This is a genomic window from Terriglobus sp. ADX1 (assembly GCF_036877645.1).
Classification (GTDB): Bacteria; Acidobacteriota; Terriglobia; order Terriglobales; family Acidobacteriaceae; genus Terriglobus.
Genome location: NZ_JAEDXV010000003.1, coordinates 208,214 through 222,951 on the forward strand (window position 1 = coordinate 208,214; position 14,738 = coordinate 222,951).

General features: G+C 57.1%; 13 protein-coding genes. 9 read left to right on the forward strand and 4 right to left on the reverse strand.

Going from position 1 to position 14,738, the window contains the following annotated elements:
- The first annotated feature begins 41 nt into the window (after positions 1-41).
- On the forward strand, positions 42-1,127 hold the full coding sequence (locus JAO32_RS03660) for a substrate-binding domain-containing protein (protein WP_334237598.1): 1,086 nt from the start codon (positions 42-44) through the stop codon (positions 1,125-1,127).
- 112 nt (positions 1,128-1,239) lie between these two features.
- Positions 1,240-2,505, forward strand: a complete 1,266-nt coding sequence (locus JAO32_RS03665; RefSeq protein WP_334237599.1) for an MFS transporter — start codon at positions 1,240-1,242, stop codon at positions 2,503-2,505.
- Here JAO32_RS03665 and JAO32_RS03670 read toward each other — a convergent pair.
- Positions 2,493-3,257: a GntR family transcriptional regulator gene (locus JAO32_RS03670; protein WP_334237601.1), complete on the reverse strand. Its 765-nt coding sequence runs from the start codon at positions 3,255-3,257 to the stop codon at positions 2,493-2,495. The genes JAO32_RS03665 and JAO32_RS03670 overlap by 13 nt on opposite strands.
- A gap of 99 nt (positions 3,258-3,356) precedes the next feature.
- On the opposite strand from JAO32_RS03670, the gene JAO32_RS03675 reads away from it, so the two are divergent.
- The 5 genes from JAO32_RS03675 to JAO32_RS03695 all read left to right on the forward strand — a co-directional run bounded on the left by JAO32_RS03675 (position 3,357) and on the right by JAO32_RS03695 (position 10,366).
- A complete protein-coding gene (locus JAO32_RS03675; RefSeq protein WP_334237603.1) occupies positions 3,357-4,259 on the forward strand; it encodes a dihydrodipicolinate synthase family protein in 903 nt (300 codons plus the stop codon).
- Entirely contained in the window at positions 4,256-5,842 is a 1,587-nt protein-coding gene (locus JAO32_RS03680; RefSeq protein ID WP_334237605.1) for a fucose isomerase, read from the forward strand. Before JAO32_RS03675 ends, JAO32_RS03680 begins: the two co-directional genes overlap by 4 nt.
- Before the next feature lie 96 nt (positions 5,843-5,938).
- Positions 5,939-7,462, forward strand: coding sequence for a sugar ABC transporter ATP-binding protein (locus JAO32_RS03685; protein WP_334237607.1), 1,524 nt, complete (start codon positions 5,939-5,941; stop codon positions 7,460-7,462).
- On the forward strand, positions 7,459-8,412 hold the full coding sequence (locus tag JAO32_RS03690; protein ID WP_334237608.1) for an ABC transporter permease: 954 nt from the start codon (positions 7,459-7,461) through the stop codon (positions 8,410-8,412). The genes JAO32_RS03685 and JAO32_RS03690 overlap by 4 nt, the downstream gene beginning before the upstream one ends.
- The gene (locus JAO32_RS03695; RefSeq protein WP_334237611.1) at positions 8,405-10,366 is read left to right on the forward strand and encodes an ABC transporter permease/substrate-binding protein; all 1,962 of its coding nucleotides are present in this window, start codon (positions 8,405-8,407) and stop codon (positions 10,364-10,366) included. The genes JAO32_RS03690 and JAO32_RS03695 overlap by 8 nt, the downstream gene beginning before the upstream one ends.
- A 4-nt stretch (positions 10,367-10,370) precedes the next feature.
- Here JAO32_RS03695 and JAO32_RS03700 read toward each other — a convergent pair whose 3' ends face one another.
- The gene (locus tag JAO32_RS03700; protein ID WP_334237613.1) at positions 10,371-11,501 is read right to left on the reverse strand and encodes a YncE family protein; all 1,131 of its coding nucleotides are present in this window, start codon (positions 11,499-11,501) and stop codon (positions 10,371-10,373) included.
- A gap of 248 nt (positions 11,502-11,749) precedes the next feature.
- Here JAO32_RS03700 and JAO32_RS03705 point away from each other — a divergent pair, with 248 nt between their 5' ends.
- Positions 11,750-12,823 carry a beta-propeller fold lactonase family protein gene (locus JAO32_RS03705; RefSeq protein ID WP_334237615.1) on the forward strand — a complete coding sequence of 358 codons (1,074 nt, stop codon included), beginning with the start codon at positions 11,750-11,752 and terminating at the stop codon, positions 12,821-12,823.
- Positions 12,824-12,955: 132 nt separating this feature from the next.
- The gene (locus tag JAO32_RS03710) at positions 12,956-13,291 is read left to right on the forward strand and encodes a c-type cytochrome (protein WP_047490538.1); all 336 of its coding nucleotides are present in this window, start codon (positions 12,956-12,958) and stop codon (positions 13,289-13,291) included.
- A 52-nt stretch (positions 13,292-13,343) separates the two neighbouring features.
- Here the strand turns inward: JAO32_RS03710 and JAO32_RS03715 are convergent, their stop codons facing one another.
- Together JAO32_RS03715 and JAO32_RS03720 are read right to left on the reverse strand one after the other, a co-directional pair.
- Positions 13,344-14,150, reverse strand: coding sequence for an anti-sigma factor family protein (locus JAO32_RS03715; RefSeq protein ID WP_334237618.1), 807 nt, complete (start codon positions 14,148-14,150; stop codon positions 13,344-13,346).
- The gene (locus JAO32_RS03720) at positions 14,147-14,722 is read right to left on the reverse strand and encodes an RNA polymerase sigma factor (RefSeq protein ID WP_334237620.1); all 576 of its coding nucleotides are present in this window, start codon (positions 14,720-14,722) and stop codon (positions 14,147-14,149) included. The genes JAO32_RS03715 and JAO32_RS03720 overlap by 4 nt, the downstream gene beginning before the upstream one ends.
- Between the last annotated feature and the right edge of the window lie 16 nt (positions 14,723-14,738).

Genomic DNA, 14,738 nt, shown 5'->3' on the forward strand with positions numbered 1-14,738 from the left:
GGAAATCTGTACTTACAGGTTCAATGAAGACGCATAAGTACATGTCAGTGTTTGAGGGGTTGCAGCGAGACATCCTCAGCGGGAAGTTTGCACGCGGAAAGCGCCTTCCCAGCGAGACGGAACTCTGCCTGCGCTATAAAGTTTCTCGGCCCACAGCGGCTCGCGCTCTGCGTGAATTGCAACAAATGGGCGTAATCGTGCGGCGCTCCGGAGCAGGGAATTACCTTGCATCGGAGCCGGTCGCGCAAACGGCAAAAGCGCATACGCTGGGCATCTTCGTGCCAGGTCTTGGGAAGACCGAGATCCTTGATCCCATCTGCAACGAGATCACACGTTTTGCGCAGACGCTTGGTTGTGCTGTGCTGTGGGGCGACGCAACAACCCCCATTGTGACCGGGGCTGATGCGCTTCAGCTTTGCAACGAGTTCATCAGTCGCAAAGTGGATGGTGTTTTCTTTGCACCGTTTGAGTCCATTCCGGACCGGAGCCATTGGAATCGCAAGCTTGCGGACAAGTTGAATCAGCAGAAGATTCCGCTGGTTTTGCTGGACCGTGATCTGAGCGAATATCCTTCGCGCAGTGAGTTTGATCTGGTGGGGATTGACAATGTCGCCGCTTCGATTGCAATCACGACGCACCTGCTGGAACAGGGCCGTAAGAAAATTTGTTTTGTTGCGCGCGACAACTTCCCTTCAACCACTGACCTGCGGCTGTTGGGGTGTCGTGAAGCCATCCGCCGATTCGGCATGAAGGCCCGGCATCAGATTCCTTACTTTGGCGATCCCACCGATCCCAAGTTTGTTTCAAATCTGCTGAAGGTCTCAGAACCCGATGCGATTCTTTGTTCCAACGATCAAACCGCAGCCCTGCTGATGCGTACGCTTGCGCAACTGAAGCGTGCTATTCCTGACGAGATTGCGGTTGCAGGTTTTGATGATGTGCATTACTCCACGCTGCTGACGCCGCCGCTGACCACGATGCGGCAACCGTGTCGCGAATTAGCTCAGACTGCGGTGAAAACGCTGCTGGAGCGTATTCAAAAACCTGATCTTCCTCCGAGGCAGATCTTCCACTCGTACACGCTGGTTGTTCGTGAATCGACGGCCGTTTCGAATGGGCAGGCGTAAAGGAGAAAGAGAGTCTGTACGAAGTCGTCACATCTCGCACGTTGCTCATGGTTGTCGACATATGGTACACATTGCGCACTGCATTCATTCCCATGTCTGAGTTGCTTGTAGCATGCCGCTAACCTCTGCTGATCCCAAGACCGGCCACGCCAGCCCCTATCGCTGGTGGTTGATTGCCATGCTGTGGTGCGTCTGCTTCTGCAATTACGCAGACCGGCAGGCCATCTTCTCCATCTTTCCGTTGCTGCGTACGGATCTGCACCTGACCGACCTGCAGTTGGGTGTGGTGGGTTCGTCGTTCATGTGGATGTATGCGCTTGCTGGTCCATTGGCAGGATGGCTCTCGGATCGCGTCTCGCCGCGCAATGTGATTCTTGGCGCGCTGGCTTTCTGGTCCGTGGTGACAGGAGCAACGGCGGTGTGCCATAGCTTCGGAAGCATGGTCCTGTTTCGCACGCTTGGTGGTTTGGGGGAAGCTTTCTACTTTCCGGCGGCGATGGCTTTGATCGGGATGTATCACTCTGCCTCGACCCGTTCGCGTGCCATGGCGTTGCACCAGTCTGGTGTGTACGCCGGCACCATTGGCGGAGGTGCGCTCTCGGCGCTAATTGCGCAGGAGCATGGGTGGCGTAATTCCTTCTTTATCTTTGGTGCTGCGGGCGTGGTGCTGATGGTGATTCTGGCGGTGGCTCTGCGTCGCCCACCAGAGAAGACCGCATCCAGCAACAATGAAAGCCGAGCTGACTTCTTCAGCGGAGTGCGCAATGTGTTGGCGAATGGCCGGGTGCTTACGTTGATCAGCGTGTTCATTGGCGCGAACTTCGTCGCCGTTGTGTTCCTGACGTGGCTGCCCACGTACCTGTACACGAAGTTCCACTTGAGCCTTGCAAATGCAGGTTTTAGTGCCACCGCTTATTTGCAGATGGCATCCGTGACCGGAGTTTTGCTGGGCGGCATGCTTGCAGATCGATTCGCGGCAAAGCTTACCGGCGGACGCCAGTTGATTCAGGCTACGGGGCTGTTTCTCGGCGTGCCGTTTCTTTTCCTTACGGGGTGGTCACTGTCGATGGCCGGACTGATCGTAGGAATGATCGGTTTCGGGTTTTTCAAAGGCATGTACGACGCAAATATCTTCGCTTCGCTATATGACGTGATTCCCGTGGAACGCCGCGGTGTGGCGGCAGGAACGATGAATTCGCTGGGGTGGCTAGGCGGCGGATTTGCACCCATTCTGATTGCGAAGGCGGCAGGACGTTTTGGCCTGGGCGTGTGCATGAGCGCGACGTCTCTCATCTATCTGTGCCTGGGAGTGGTGCTTCTGCTGTTGGTACGGAATATGCGAAAGCAGCCCGCAACAACAGCAGATCACATTGCGTAAGGCGTGGCAGATTCCAGCGCGGCTAGGTGGTTTTCGCGCTCCCAGCGGTCAAACTGGTCCAGGCGCTCGCTGGCGCTGGCTTGGATGTGCTCCGCGAGTAAGCGCCTTGCCTCGTCGGGATTACTTTGTAGAACAGCCTGCAGAATCGCGCGGTGATGACGTTGGATTCGTTCCAACTCATCGCGGCGATGGCCGCTGCGCTGAATGGCAAAGATGCGCATCATCAGACGCGTGTCGTTGACCACTTTCAGGATGCGCGCGTTGGACGCAATCCGGATCAGCAGCGAGTGGAAACCCAGATCTGACACAGAGAATCGCTTCATCTGTTCGGCGTTTAACTCTGCGGAACCGCTGGTCTTCAGTTCCTTAATCAGGACCTGTGTCTCTGCCAGCAGGCTTTCCAGACGCTCCTTGTCCGCCGGGCGCACACCATTCTGTGCGGCGCGGCCCACGGCGAAGACTTCAAGCGCCTCACGCAACTCGTACAGGTCCACGATGGCCTGACGGGTGAGCTGCGTCACGATAAGGCCGCCACCGGGGCTGAGTTCCAGCAAACCTTCCGCGAGTAACTGGCCTGCGGCCTCGCGGATCGGGGTGCGGCTGCTGCCCAGTTCGCGTGACAGTGCGAGTTCGCTGAGGAGTTCACCAGCACGAAGCTCACCGGTGGCAATCTTCTGTTGAATGAGTTGATACGCCTTCATCCGTACGGATGGCTTAGGGCCGGGGTGGTGTGTTTTCGAGCGACGGGGCACGAAAAAAGTGTATCGCGGACTTTGTGTGTGCAAATTGTCGACATACAAAACACGAGTCTGCTACATTCCTTCCATCAGAAATTTCTGAACGGACCTCCCATGACACAAATTCGCGGAGTTTATGCTGCCCTGCTGGCCCCCCGCAACGAGTACGGTGCAATCGATACCGACAGTCTGCGTCGACAATTTGACCTGCCTGCGCGGGAAAACATGACGGGCTATGCCGTTAATGGCGCAACCGGAGAATTCACCTACGCCACGCCGGACGAACTGGCGCTGACCCTGAAAATGGCGCGAGCTGTGGCGCCGTCGTCGCAGATGCTGGTTGGCATTGGTGCGGGTGATGTGCGAGGCGCTGTGCTGCGCGGGAAGATTGCTGCCTACCATGGCGCGCAGGCTGTGTTGCTCCCCATGCCTTCGTTCTTCCCGTATCGGCAAGATGATCTGCGGGCATTCTCAATGGCCGTTGCAGATGCGGTGCCGATTCCGGTGCTGCTGTACAACCTGCCGCAGTTCACCAGCGGGCTGGAGGTGGACACGGTGCTGTCGCTGTTGCGGTCGCATGACAACATCGTGGGTATCAAGGACAGCGGTGGCTCGCTGGACATTGTTCGCGCCATGACGGCGGAGAAGGTCGCGGGCGCTCGCATCATCGGCAATGACTCCGCGTTGTGCCCGGCTCTGGAAGAAGGTTTGTGCGATGGCGTTGTTTCTGGTGTGGCGTGTTCGCTCCCGGAACTGATGACGCAGCTCTTTGATTCCAAGCCAGGTAGCGAGAGCTACAAGCATGACAAGGCATTGTTGAAGGAATTCATTGAACATCTGAATCCGTTGCCCACTCCGTGGGGTCTGAAGGTGGCCAGCGAGGTGCGCGGATTTACACGCGCAAGTTATCCTTTCCCCCTGTCGCCAGAGCGTGAATCGGAGATCGCTTCCTTACGGACGTGGTTTGCGGATTGGGTTGAACAGGCAGTGAGTACAAAGGTAGGTAAAGCAGCATGAAGCAGGTCTATCTCGTTACCAGCGGCGATCTTCGCCTGAGCGCAAACCGCGTGTGTTGGCCTGCGCAGGCCGAACTGGAAGCGCGTCTAACGCAGGTCTTTGCCGACAACGGCTGTGAACTAATCCGCGCGTTTCCCGTGGATGAAAAGGCTGAGCACGGCTTTATTTCGAGCCAGCGTATGGGCATGGATGTTTTCCGCAATATTCCAGCGGATGCGCCGTTGGTCTTCGCCACAGCTGCGTGGCAGTACACGCACCATGTGTTGCCGGGCATGCGCTCGCACAAGGGGCCAATCCTGACCCTGGCGAACTGGTCTGGTCAGTGGCCCGGACTGGTGGGCCTGCTGAATCTGAATGGATCGCTGGTGAAGGCAGGCGTACGTTTCTCCACGCTGTGGAGCGAGAACTTTACCGACGACTTTGCGCTGCATGGTCTGCGTGAGTGGATTACTTCCGGCAATGTGACGCACGATCTATCGCATGTAGCGCTGTTGGATACTGCGAACCTACCGGCAGAGGCAAATGCGCTGGGGCAGAAGCTGGCAACGGAGTTGCTGGAGCAGAAGATCATCCTGGGCGTCTTCGACGAAGGCTGCATGGGTATGTACAACGCCATCATTGATGACGAGCCTCTGAATCGTTCGGGCTTCTTCAAGGAGCGGCTGAGCCAGTCGGCACTGTTTGCGCGGATGCGGACCGTGACCGAAGCCGATGCGCAGGCTGTGCGCACGTGGCTGGATGCGAAGGGGCTGAAGTTCAACACTGGTACCGACGAAGCCAGCGAACTGACCGATCGCCAGATTCTGGAGCAGTGCCGCATGTACATTGCAGCGCTGCGCATGGCGGATGAGTTCGGCTGCGACAGCGTGGGCATTCAGTATCAGCAGGGATTGAAAGATCTTGCTCCTGCTTCGGATCTGGTGGAAGGTCTGCTGAATAATCCGGATCGCCCTCCCGTAAAGAGCGACGATGGCCGCGAGCTTTACGCAGGCGATGCACTGCCGCACTTCAATGAAGTGGATGAATGCGCCGGTGTGGATGGTGTCATCACGAATCGCTGCTGGAAAGCGTTGGGGCTGGATCCATCGACCACGCTGCACGACGTGCGTTGGGGCAAGCCGTATGGTGATGATTACGTATGGCTGTGGCAGATCTCTGGCGCTGCACCAGCAAGCCACTTTGTGGGAGGTTATGCCGGTTCTCAGAGTGATCGGCAGCCTGCCATGTACTTCCCGCTGGGTGGCGGTACGCTGAAGGGGATTGGACGGCCTGGTGATGTGGTTTGGAGCCGTGTGTTTGTGGAAGGCGGTGCAATGCACATCGATCTGGGATTGGCCAGGGTGATCACGCTGCCCGAAGACGAAACCGAAGCGCGCTGGAATGAAACCACGAAGCAGTGGCCCATGGTCAGCGCAATAACGGAAGGCGTGAGCCGCGATGCCTTCATGGCGCGGCACCGCGCCAACCATGTCAGCATTGCGTATGCGGGTAGCCGCGACGAGGCGCTGAAGGCGCTGGCGACCAAGGCCGCTATGTGCTCTGCGCTGGGCATCTCCGTCCATCTTTGCGGTGTGCACGTGTAGTCAACGGATCCTGTTTCGCCAGAAGGATGCGCTCTGCGGTATAACGCTTGTACGCCGCAGGGCGCTTCTTTTTTTGCCGCGAAACTGAGACGATTCATGCCGACTGCTTCCGCTGAGCCACAAGAGATTCTCCGCGTTACCGCGCTGACCAAGAACTATGCGGGTGTGCGCGCGCTGCGCAATGGCTCGCTGGACCTGCGCGCTGGCGAAGTAAATGCGCTCATTGGTGAGAACGGCGCGGGCAAATCGACACTGACGAAGATCATTACTGGAGCCATTACGGCGGACAGTGGTGAGTTGAAGATCTTTGGCAACATCGTGGAAACGAATGATCCTAATATGGCTCGTTCATTGGGCATCAGTGCCATCTATCAACAGCCTGCGTTGTTTCCAGACCTCACGGTTGCGGAAAACATTGCGCTTGCGTTGGAGCAGGGACAACGCGGCATTCGCGTGAACTGGAAGCAGCGCCGCGAAAATGCTCGCCGTTTGTTAACGACTGTTGGTAGCGATCTTGACCCGGAACGTCTTGCGAACACGCTCAGCATGGCCGAGCAGCAGATTGTGGAGATTGCCAAAGCCATTGGCGCAGACGCGAAGATTCTGCTGATGGATGAGCCCACGGCGTTGTTGAGCGATCGTGAAGTGAACAACCTGTTCGCGCTGATTCGCAAGCTGCGTTCGCAGGGCGTGGCCATGGTGTACATCTCGCACCGGTTGGATGAAATTCTCAGCATTGCGGATCGCATTACGGTGTTGCGCGATGGCGAAACGGTCGCCGTGCGCAATGCATCCGAGGTCACCAAGCCAGAGTTGATTCAACTGATGGTAGGACGCTCGATTGCCAACGTGTTTCCCAAGCGCGAGGTTCCTATCGGGAATGTGGCATTGCAGGTAAGCGGTTTGCATCATGCGGAAGTGGGGCTACGCGATATCTCCTTTAACGTTCGTTGTGGCGAGATTCTTGGCTTTGCCGGACTTGTTGGTTCGGGGCGTACCGAGCTTGCGCGCACGCTCTTTGGACTGACGCCGACGGACAGTGATGTGATTGTCTTTGGCAACGCGGTGAAGATTGATTCACCTGCGGATGCTGTTGCTGCAGGCATTGCGTATCTGCCGGAAGATCGCAGACAGCATGGTGTGGTTTTGGAAATGCCGATTGCGCAGAACATCAGCATGGCGGACCTTTCGCAGGTATCGCGCTGTGGTTTGATTCAAAGCGATGCGGAAGAGGCGCTTGCAAACCACTATCGCGAAAGCTTGCGAGTAAAAGCGCCAGATGTGCATGTGACTGCGGGGACGCTCTCGGGTGGTAATCAGCAGAAGGTCGCTTTGTCGCGATGGCTGGCCACGAAACCCAAGATCATGATTCTGGATGAACCCACGCAGGGCGTGGATGTGGGCTCGAAGGCGGAGATTCACGAACTCATCATGGAGCTTGCGGAGCAGGGGATGGCGGTGATTCTGATTTCGTCGGAACTGCCAGAAGTGATGGGGATGAGTGACCGTATCGCCGTCTTTCACCAGGGAACGATTGCTGGCGTGTTGCAACGTGATGCATGTACGCAGGAACGATTGATGGCATTGGCCTTTGGGCATGCAGCAGAGGATGCTGCATGAAGCGACACACACAGGAAATTGCAATCGCAGCCGCAAACGTTTTTCTGCTGTTGTTGCTGGCTTTCACCGTGCAGGGATTTTTCACTGGTGAGAACCTTGCGGATCTGTTCCTGGCAAACATGCCGGTGATGTTGATTGCTCTGGGGATGACAGCGGTTATCGTTACGGCGCAGATTGATATCTCGATCGGCTCTATCTTTGCGCTCTGCAGCATCGTTGCGGGCGTTACGGCAAAGGCTGGCGCTCCTGCTCCTGTATTTCTTCTGGTTGCGATTCTTACCGGCGCTGCTTGTGGCGCGTTGAATGGTGCGCTCACAGCATGGGTTCGCATCCCCTCGATTGTTGTCACGCTTGGAACGATGGTGGCATTGCGTGATGGTTTGCGATGGGCAACGCAGGGGGCGTGGGTGGGTGGTTTGCCAGCATCGTTTGTGCGCTTCGGGCTTTCATCGCGGACGTATACGGTGAGCGTTTTCGGCCTCACGGTGTTGATGACTGCGGGATTCGCATGGGCACTGCGCAATCTGCGTGCTGGCCGAGCGATTTTCGCTACGGGATCAAATGCAGCCGCAGCACAACAGATGGGGTTGAATACGCAGCGTGTCATCTTCGGCGTCTTTGTTCTCACCGGCGCGCTGACAGGACTTGCGGCTACGTTGAATGCAGTTCGGTTTCAGCAGGTGCCAAGCAATAGCGGCCTCGGTATGGAACTGAAGGTGATCGCGGCAGTGGCTGTTGGGGGTGCTGCAATCACTGGCGGTTCTGCGACGATTACGGGCACAGTTCTGGGCGTGATTCTGCTCGGCATCATTGGTCCTGCGCTCACGTTCCTCGGCGTCAGCGCGTATTGGGAAAAGGCTTTGCAGGGCGCGATCATTCTGGTTGCCGTCAGCTTCCATGCGTTGAGCCAGCATCGTCGTAAGCGTTCCTCGGAGGTGGCTCTTGGTTAAGCGGATGCGCCTCTCCGTGAATGAAATTGCGCTGCTTATCTCGCTTCTGTTGGAGATTGTTTTCTTTGCCGCAGCCGCGCCCAGCTTTGCCACATGGGGCAACTTCTTTGAAGTGCTGCGCTTCTCCGTGGAACTTGGGTTGTTGGCCGTTGCGCTGACTCCCATCCTGATCACGGGCGGCATTGATCTATCGGTCGGTTCCACGATCGGCATCACTGCTGTTTTATTTGGTGTGATGACTCAGAGCGCGCACTGGCCCACAGGCGTTGCAATTGTGGTATCGCTACTGATTGGACTTGTTGCCGGCGGCATTAATGCTGCGTTGATTGCAGGGCTTCGACTTCCGCCACTTATTGTCACGCTGGGAACATATTCGCTGTATCGCGGCATTGCAGAAGGCATTACGCATGGCGCTGTGAGCTTCACGGGGTTCTCGCCTGCGTTTCTGCACTTCGGACAGGGATATTTCCTGAAGGTGATTCCGGTCCAACTGCCGCTGTTTGTATTGGTGGTGGCTGCGTATTGGGTGTTGTTGCATCGTTCGGTGATTGGGCGCGCTCTCTATGCAATTGGATTCAATGCAGAGGGTGCGCGTTATGCCGGTATCCCAGTACGCAAACGCATTGCACTGATCTATGTTTTGTCTGGATTGGTTGCGGCGCTTGCGGGCATCATTTACGTTGCGCATCTTGGGCTCGCCAAATCAGACCTTGGCACTGGCTATGAATTGCAGGCGATTGCCGCGATTGTTCTCGGTGGCACCAGCGTCTTTGGTGGTCGCGGCACTATCTTCGGATCGCTGTTGGGATTGTTCTTCCTGAGCGTGTTGCAGAACGGCATGCATCTGATGGCGCTGCCAAGCGAACTGAATGGTGTGCTGACGGGCGTGTTGCTGCTATTGATTGTTTCGGCAGATCAGCTTCGCAGGAAGAAGGCTCCGTCAGAAACAACAGCCACAAAGCGAACGCCTCTGATTGCAATTGCGGTGGTTGCGCTATTAGCGATTGGCATCTTCTTTGCGCTGCGTTCGAAGCATGGTGGTAGCGCACAACAGCTCACTATTGCGGTGATGCCCAAAGCTAAGGGTGATCCCTACTTCATTAGCGCGCGTGCTGGTGCGGAAGAAGCCGCGAAAGAGCTGCACGTGAACATGATCTGGGATGGCCCCACCAGTCTGGATGCATCACAGCAGAACGAGCTGGTGGAAAACTGGATTACACGCGGTGTGAACGCGATTGTGGTTGCAGTTGAAAACAAGGGCAGCATCTCCACGGTGTTGCGCAAGGCACGTGAACACGGCATTGCGGTGCTGACATGGGATGCTGATGCTCAACCGGATGCTCGTGACTACTTCCTGAATCAGGCCACGCCAGAAGGCATTGGTACGGCACTGGCCGATGAGGCCGCATTGCTGCTGCCGCAGGGAGGCGACTTCGCCATTGTTACGGGCGCGTTGAGTGCGGAGAATCAGAACGACTGGATTCGCAACATCAAAGCGCGTGTTGCGGCAGCGCATCCGAATCTGCGTTTGGCAACGATTCAGCCTAGTGATGATGATCGCGACAAAGCATTTAGCGCAACGCAGACGATTCTGAAGGCGTATCCGCAAGTGAAGATGGTCATTGCGATCTCTGCTCCGGCTGTGCCGGGAGCGGCGGAAGCAGTGCAGCAATCGGGTCGTTCGGATGTGGATGTGATCGGGCTTTCACTTCCGAGCATCTGCCGTACGTACATTCATCGCGGCACGGTGCAGGCGATCTATCTGTGGAACACGAAGGATCTTGGCTACCTGACTGTGTATGCCGGAGCGATGAAGGCAGAAGGAAAGATTCCTGCCAACGCTACGTCATTCCATGCAGGACGTCTTGGCGATCTGCAGGTGCAGGGAAGCGAGATCATTCTGGGTAAGCCGCTGAAGATCGACCGCAGCAATGTCGATCAGTTGCAGTTCTGAGCTTCTAGGGACGGGCGGCCCAGATCATTCCATCGGGCTCGTCACCTACTTCAAACTTTCCTGTCATCGTGAGCTGATTCAGGTCGATGACGGCGACGTAGTTATCCGGCGAGCAGGCCACGAACGCGCGCTTGCCGTCGGGCTGCATCACGATGCCGGCAGCGCCGTGGCCAATGGGGATTCGCTTTTCCACCTTATGCGTGTGCGCGTCCAGAACGGTGAGGTCCGGGCCACTCAAGCTGGAAACCAGCACGCGACGCCCATCGGGTGTGAACTTCAGGCGGTTTGCTCCGGTCACATTTACCTGCAGCGTTTGCACCACGCTTTTGTTCTGCCGGTCGATGATGGAGATGGTGCCGTCCTGCGCGTTGGCCACCCATACTTCGCGCCCATCCGGTGAAACGTCGAAGCCTTCGGAGCCATTGCCTACGCGGACCACGGTTTGATTCCAGTCCATGCGCGGTCCGGGACCACCCTGCGGAGGACGCGGAGTACCGGCAGGAGGTGTCATCCCCGGTGGTGGGCCGGGCATGCGGACGGCCTCTTTATCGATAAGGCTGACGGTGCCGGAACTGACATTGGTGGTGATGATGTGTTCACTGCCGGGTGTAACAAAAATCATGTGCGTGCGGTTTTGCCCTGTGCCCAGCACAAGATCGACTTTGCTTGTGGCAGGATCGTAGCTCCCGATCACCTTTGCACCCTCCGCGGTGAACCACACCTTGCCGTCGACAAAGGTCAGCCCGTGCGGTCCGGTGAGAGCTCCTAGGTCAATGGCGGTGAGCGGCTGATGCCGTACCAGATCGATGACCGCCAGGGAGTGATACGCCCCGGAACCGTAGTTGGACACGTAGGCGGTGTGGCCGTCGGCAGAGGCGGTGACTTCGTGCGGATCGTTGCCGACGGGAACCTTTGCGATGACCTTCAAACTGGAGGGATCCACGATGGCCAATGCATGCTCGCGTTTGGAAATAACCAGTAGGGCGGAATTTGGCGTGTCTTGCGCAGCGGCTATGCAGCAAGTGAGGAGAAGGCCGGCGGCAATTGTAGCTGCCGACAGGCTTCTCTTAAACCTGCCTATCGCGCTGAAATGATTAGCGCGAATGTACTTTGCGTCGCTTGCAGAAATCGCCATACCACCCTCCGCTATAGCCCATTCATGAGAATCGCTCTGTGCCTTGTCAAGCATTTACCGTAATCGGGCGATGCAATCCGGACGCCGCAACCGCAGTTGCAAATTCGTAGAAATCGCCAACCGCGGGGTGGGCTTTTATAATCGGCAACGCCAGCCGCCGCGTTGCGCCATTGCGGTGAAAAGCCTGAACGGAATCAGGCCGGACGGAATACGGAATCAAGCTACCTTCAATTTGTAAAGGACATCGCATGCGCTCTTCGCATTCCCTTCTTCTCTCGGCAGGCCTTCTTATGGTGCTGACCGGCTGCAAGTCTGCTCCGAAAACCGAGACCAGCTCCGGCCCCGCGCCGCTGACCATGGATACCGCAAAGGGGCCGCGCATCTATGTGTCGAATGAAGTCTCCGGCGAACTGACCGTGATTGACGCAACTACCATGACGCGCCTGGAGCAACTGAAGATTGGCACGCGCCCGCGCGGCATTCATGCAGCTCCTGACGGCAAGACGATCTACATTGCGCTCAGCGGTACGCCTATTGCTGGCCCCGGTGTAGATGAGAGCACTCTGCCGCCCAGCGATCATTCGAAGGATGGCATCGGCGTGTTTGATGTGGCGCAGAACAAACTGGTGAAGATCATTCCCGGCGGCAGCGATCCCGAAAACTTTGATCTGAGCAAGGATGGCAAGAAAATCTACGTCTCAAACGAAGACGAGTCGGCTGTCTCCATCATTGATATTGATTCCGGCAAAGTGGATGCGACCATGAAGATGGGGGCGCAGCCGGAAGGCGTGAAGACTTCGCCCGATGGCAAGTTCGTTTACGTCACCAGCGAAGAGACTGGCACGATCTCCGTGCTGGATCCGGAGAAGAAGAAGATCACTGCCACCTTCAAGGTGGGCCACCGCCCGCGCAATGTGGCCTTCACTCCCGATGGCAAGACTGCTTATATCAACGCAGAGAACGACGGTTCTGTGGTGGTGGTGGATGTTGCTTCGCACAAGTTGGTGAAGACCATCGAGCTGGGAACACCGGGACAGGTGAAGCCCATGTTTGTGCTGCTTTCGCCGGATGCATCCAAGCTTTACGTTTCTACAGGTCGTGGCGGCAAGGTTGCCGTCATCGATACCGTGACCAACACGGTCGCAGGCGATGTGGCTGTGGGCAAGCGTCCGTGGGGCATGGCACTGTCGCCCGACGGCAAAACTCTTTACACCGCCAATGGCCCTTCGAACGATGTAAGCGCAGTTGATCTGGCGACGCTCACGGTTAAGGCCAAGGCGCCTTCCGGCGGCAGCCCGTGGGGGCTGGCGGTATTGCCGTAAACTTTTCCGTACTGCGGCAAGCGGAGTTTCATGCCATGCAAAGTCATTGCAACGAGCCGCGACTTTGTATCTCCGTTTGCCGTCTATGCTTAGGACAGAACATATCCGGTAGTCAGTTCGCCGGAAAGGAAAATGATGCGACCGACCCTGACCCTTTCGCTCCTAGCCGCCACGCTGACCTTCGCCGCAGGCGCCCACGCTCAGTTGAGCGAGGCCGCAACCCACGGCAAGGCCACCTTTGATGCGAAGTGTGCCCTTTGCCACAACGCCGACAGCACAGACAAGAAGATCGGGCCGGGCCTGAAAGGTCTGTATGCACGCGGTACGCTGGCCGATGGCACCACCAAGGTGACGGATGCCACTGTCACGGAGCGTATTGAAAACGGCAAGGTTCCCATGCCGCCCTTCAAGGATCAGCTGAAGCCGGAAGAGATCAAGGAACTGGTGGAATATCTGAAGACGCTGTAACGCGGACATCAGAAAAAAACAGAAAGGGCGTGGCTGCGGCCGCGCCCTTTTGCTATTTCACATCCGTGGATGCGGAGTCGATGGCAGCTTGTACGCGAACTGGTCGGTCTGCGTGGAAGGTCTTCTTGTAAGCGCCGATCCAATCTGTGGCAATCTCACGTTGCGCTTCTTCTAACCCCATCTGGCCGCTGCACACCATGCCGTGCAGCCGTGTCTCCAGGGCGTCTTTAGCTTGCGCGTTCCAGACCGTGGCGTGATACGGCTCCGGCCACAGGTTCTGAAACTCGTCATTGCCGCCAAGCTGCGGATTGATGAGGTAATCCACCTGGTATGCGCGGGACGCTCGATCATCCAAGCCATACGCTGCAAAAACTGCACGCTTCTTTTCCGCTGTTACGACCGGGTCAAGATTGTCGTCCGGCATAATGCACAGTTCTGATAGCTCCGCGTTGCGGACCGATCCCGGTGTGATGCTGTGATTCGGCTCCGGGCCTGTCTCCTCATAGGAGACCATCGCGTTTTGCGGCAGCGTATAGAAGTGGCGATAAGCCAACGCGCCAACACCCAGTAGCAGAACTGCGGCGATCTTCATCAGCAGGCGTGGATGTAGCCACGCTGGACGGCGAGCCTCTGCAGTCACGGCCATACGCTGTGCAAGGCTTTCGCGTACGGTATTTGGCGGTGCGACCTGCGGTTCCAATACGGTGACCTCTGCGAGCAATCCAGTAAAAGCATCGCGGCGCTGACGGCATGCTGCACATTCTTCCAGGTGTTCCATTGCAGCGGCCGCCTGATGGTCCGGCAATTCGCCATCCATCAGGAGCAGGAGCGTCTCATCCGAAATGTGAAGGCTGTTCATCGCTGCTCCATCCTTTGCAGCCGATCAAATGATCGAGCCAAAGACGCCGCCACACTGCCAAGCGAGATTCCCAGCGTGGACGCGATTTCGCGATAACGCAAACCATCTGAACGCAGCAGCAGACACATGCGGTCTGTCTCTGTCAGCGCTTCCACCACAGAGCGAAGGCGCTGCTGGCGCTCCTGGAAAAGAACGGTCTCCTCAGGGCCGGGCTGATGATCACTGACTTCCATCTCCGCGTCCGTTTCTACGACGGTAACTTTCTGCTCTGCGTGAACGCTGGCGCGGCGTTTCAAAGAGAGATTGTGCGTGGTGCGATACGCCCATCCCGGCAGATTTTCGCGCGAGCGGCCGGCACGCAGATGGCGAAACAGGGCAAGGAAGACTTCCTGCAAAACGTCTTCACCATCGGGGACAGACAGTCCAAAGGAAACGGCATAGCGCAGCAAGCGACTGTGCAGCGTGTCGTAAAGAGAAAGCACTTCTGACTGCAGCGCCAGCGTCTCCTCCGCAGAAACGAGTGTTGCGGAGGCGTCGAAAAAGCCGTCAGTGCTGCTGGAAAGGAACGACATGGTTTGCGTTCCCCAT

What these genes read in the sequence shown, in the direction of transcription:
- JAO32_RS03700 (WP_334237613.1), bottom strand. Translation starts at nt 11,501, where the DNA reads ATGGCGATTTCTGCAAGCGACGCAAAGTACATTCGCGCTAATCATTTC.
- JAO32_RS03685 (WP_334237607.1), top strand. Translation starts at nt 5,939, where the DNA reads ATGCCGACTGCTTCCGCTGAGCCACAAGAGATTCTCCGCGTTACCGCG.
- JAO32_RS03690 (WP_334237608.1), top strand. Translation starts at nt 7,459, where the DNA reads ATGAAGCGACACACACAGGAAATTGCAATCGCAGCCGCAAACGTTTTT.
- JAO32_RS03710 (WP_047490538.1), top strand. Translation starts at nt 12,956, where the DNA reads ATGATGCGACCGACCCTGACCCTTTCGCTCCTAGCCGCCACGCTGACC.
- JAO32_RS03720 (WP_334237620.1), bottom strand. Translation starts at nt 14,722, where the DNA reads ATGTCGTTCCTTTCCAGCAGCACTGACGGCTTTTTCGACGCCTCCGCA.
- JAO32_RS03715 (WP_334237618.1), bottom strand. Translation starts at nt 14,150, where the DNA reads ATGAACAGCCTTCACATTTCGGATGAGACGCTCCTGCTCCTGATGGAT.
- JAO32_RS03660 (WP_334237598.1), top strand. Translation starts at nt 42, where the DNA reads ATGTCAGTGTTTGAGGGGTTGCAGCGAGACATCCTCAGCGGGAAGTTT.
- JAO32_RS03665 (WP_334237599.1), top strand. Translation starts at nt 1,240, where the DNA reads ATGCCGCTAACCTCTGCTGATCCCAAGACCGGCCACGCCAGCCCCTAT.
- JAO32_RS03680 (WP_334237605.1), top strand. Translation starts at nt 4,256, where the DNA reads ATGAAGCAGGTCTATCTCGTTACCAGCGGCGATCTTCGCCTGAGCGCA.
- JAO32_RS03705 (WP_334237615.1), top strand. Translation starts at nt 11,750, where the DNA reads ATGCGCTCTTCGCATTCCCTTCTTCTCTCGGCAGGCCTTCTTATGGTG.
- JAO32_RS03675 (WP_334237603.1), top strand. Translation starts at nt 3,357, where the DNA reads ATGACACAAATTCGCGGAGTTTATGCTGCCCTGCTGGCCCCCCGCAAC.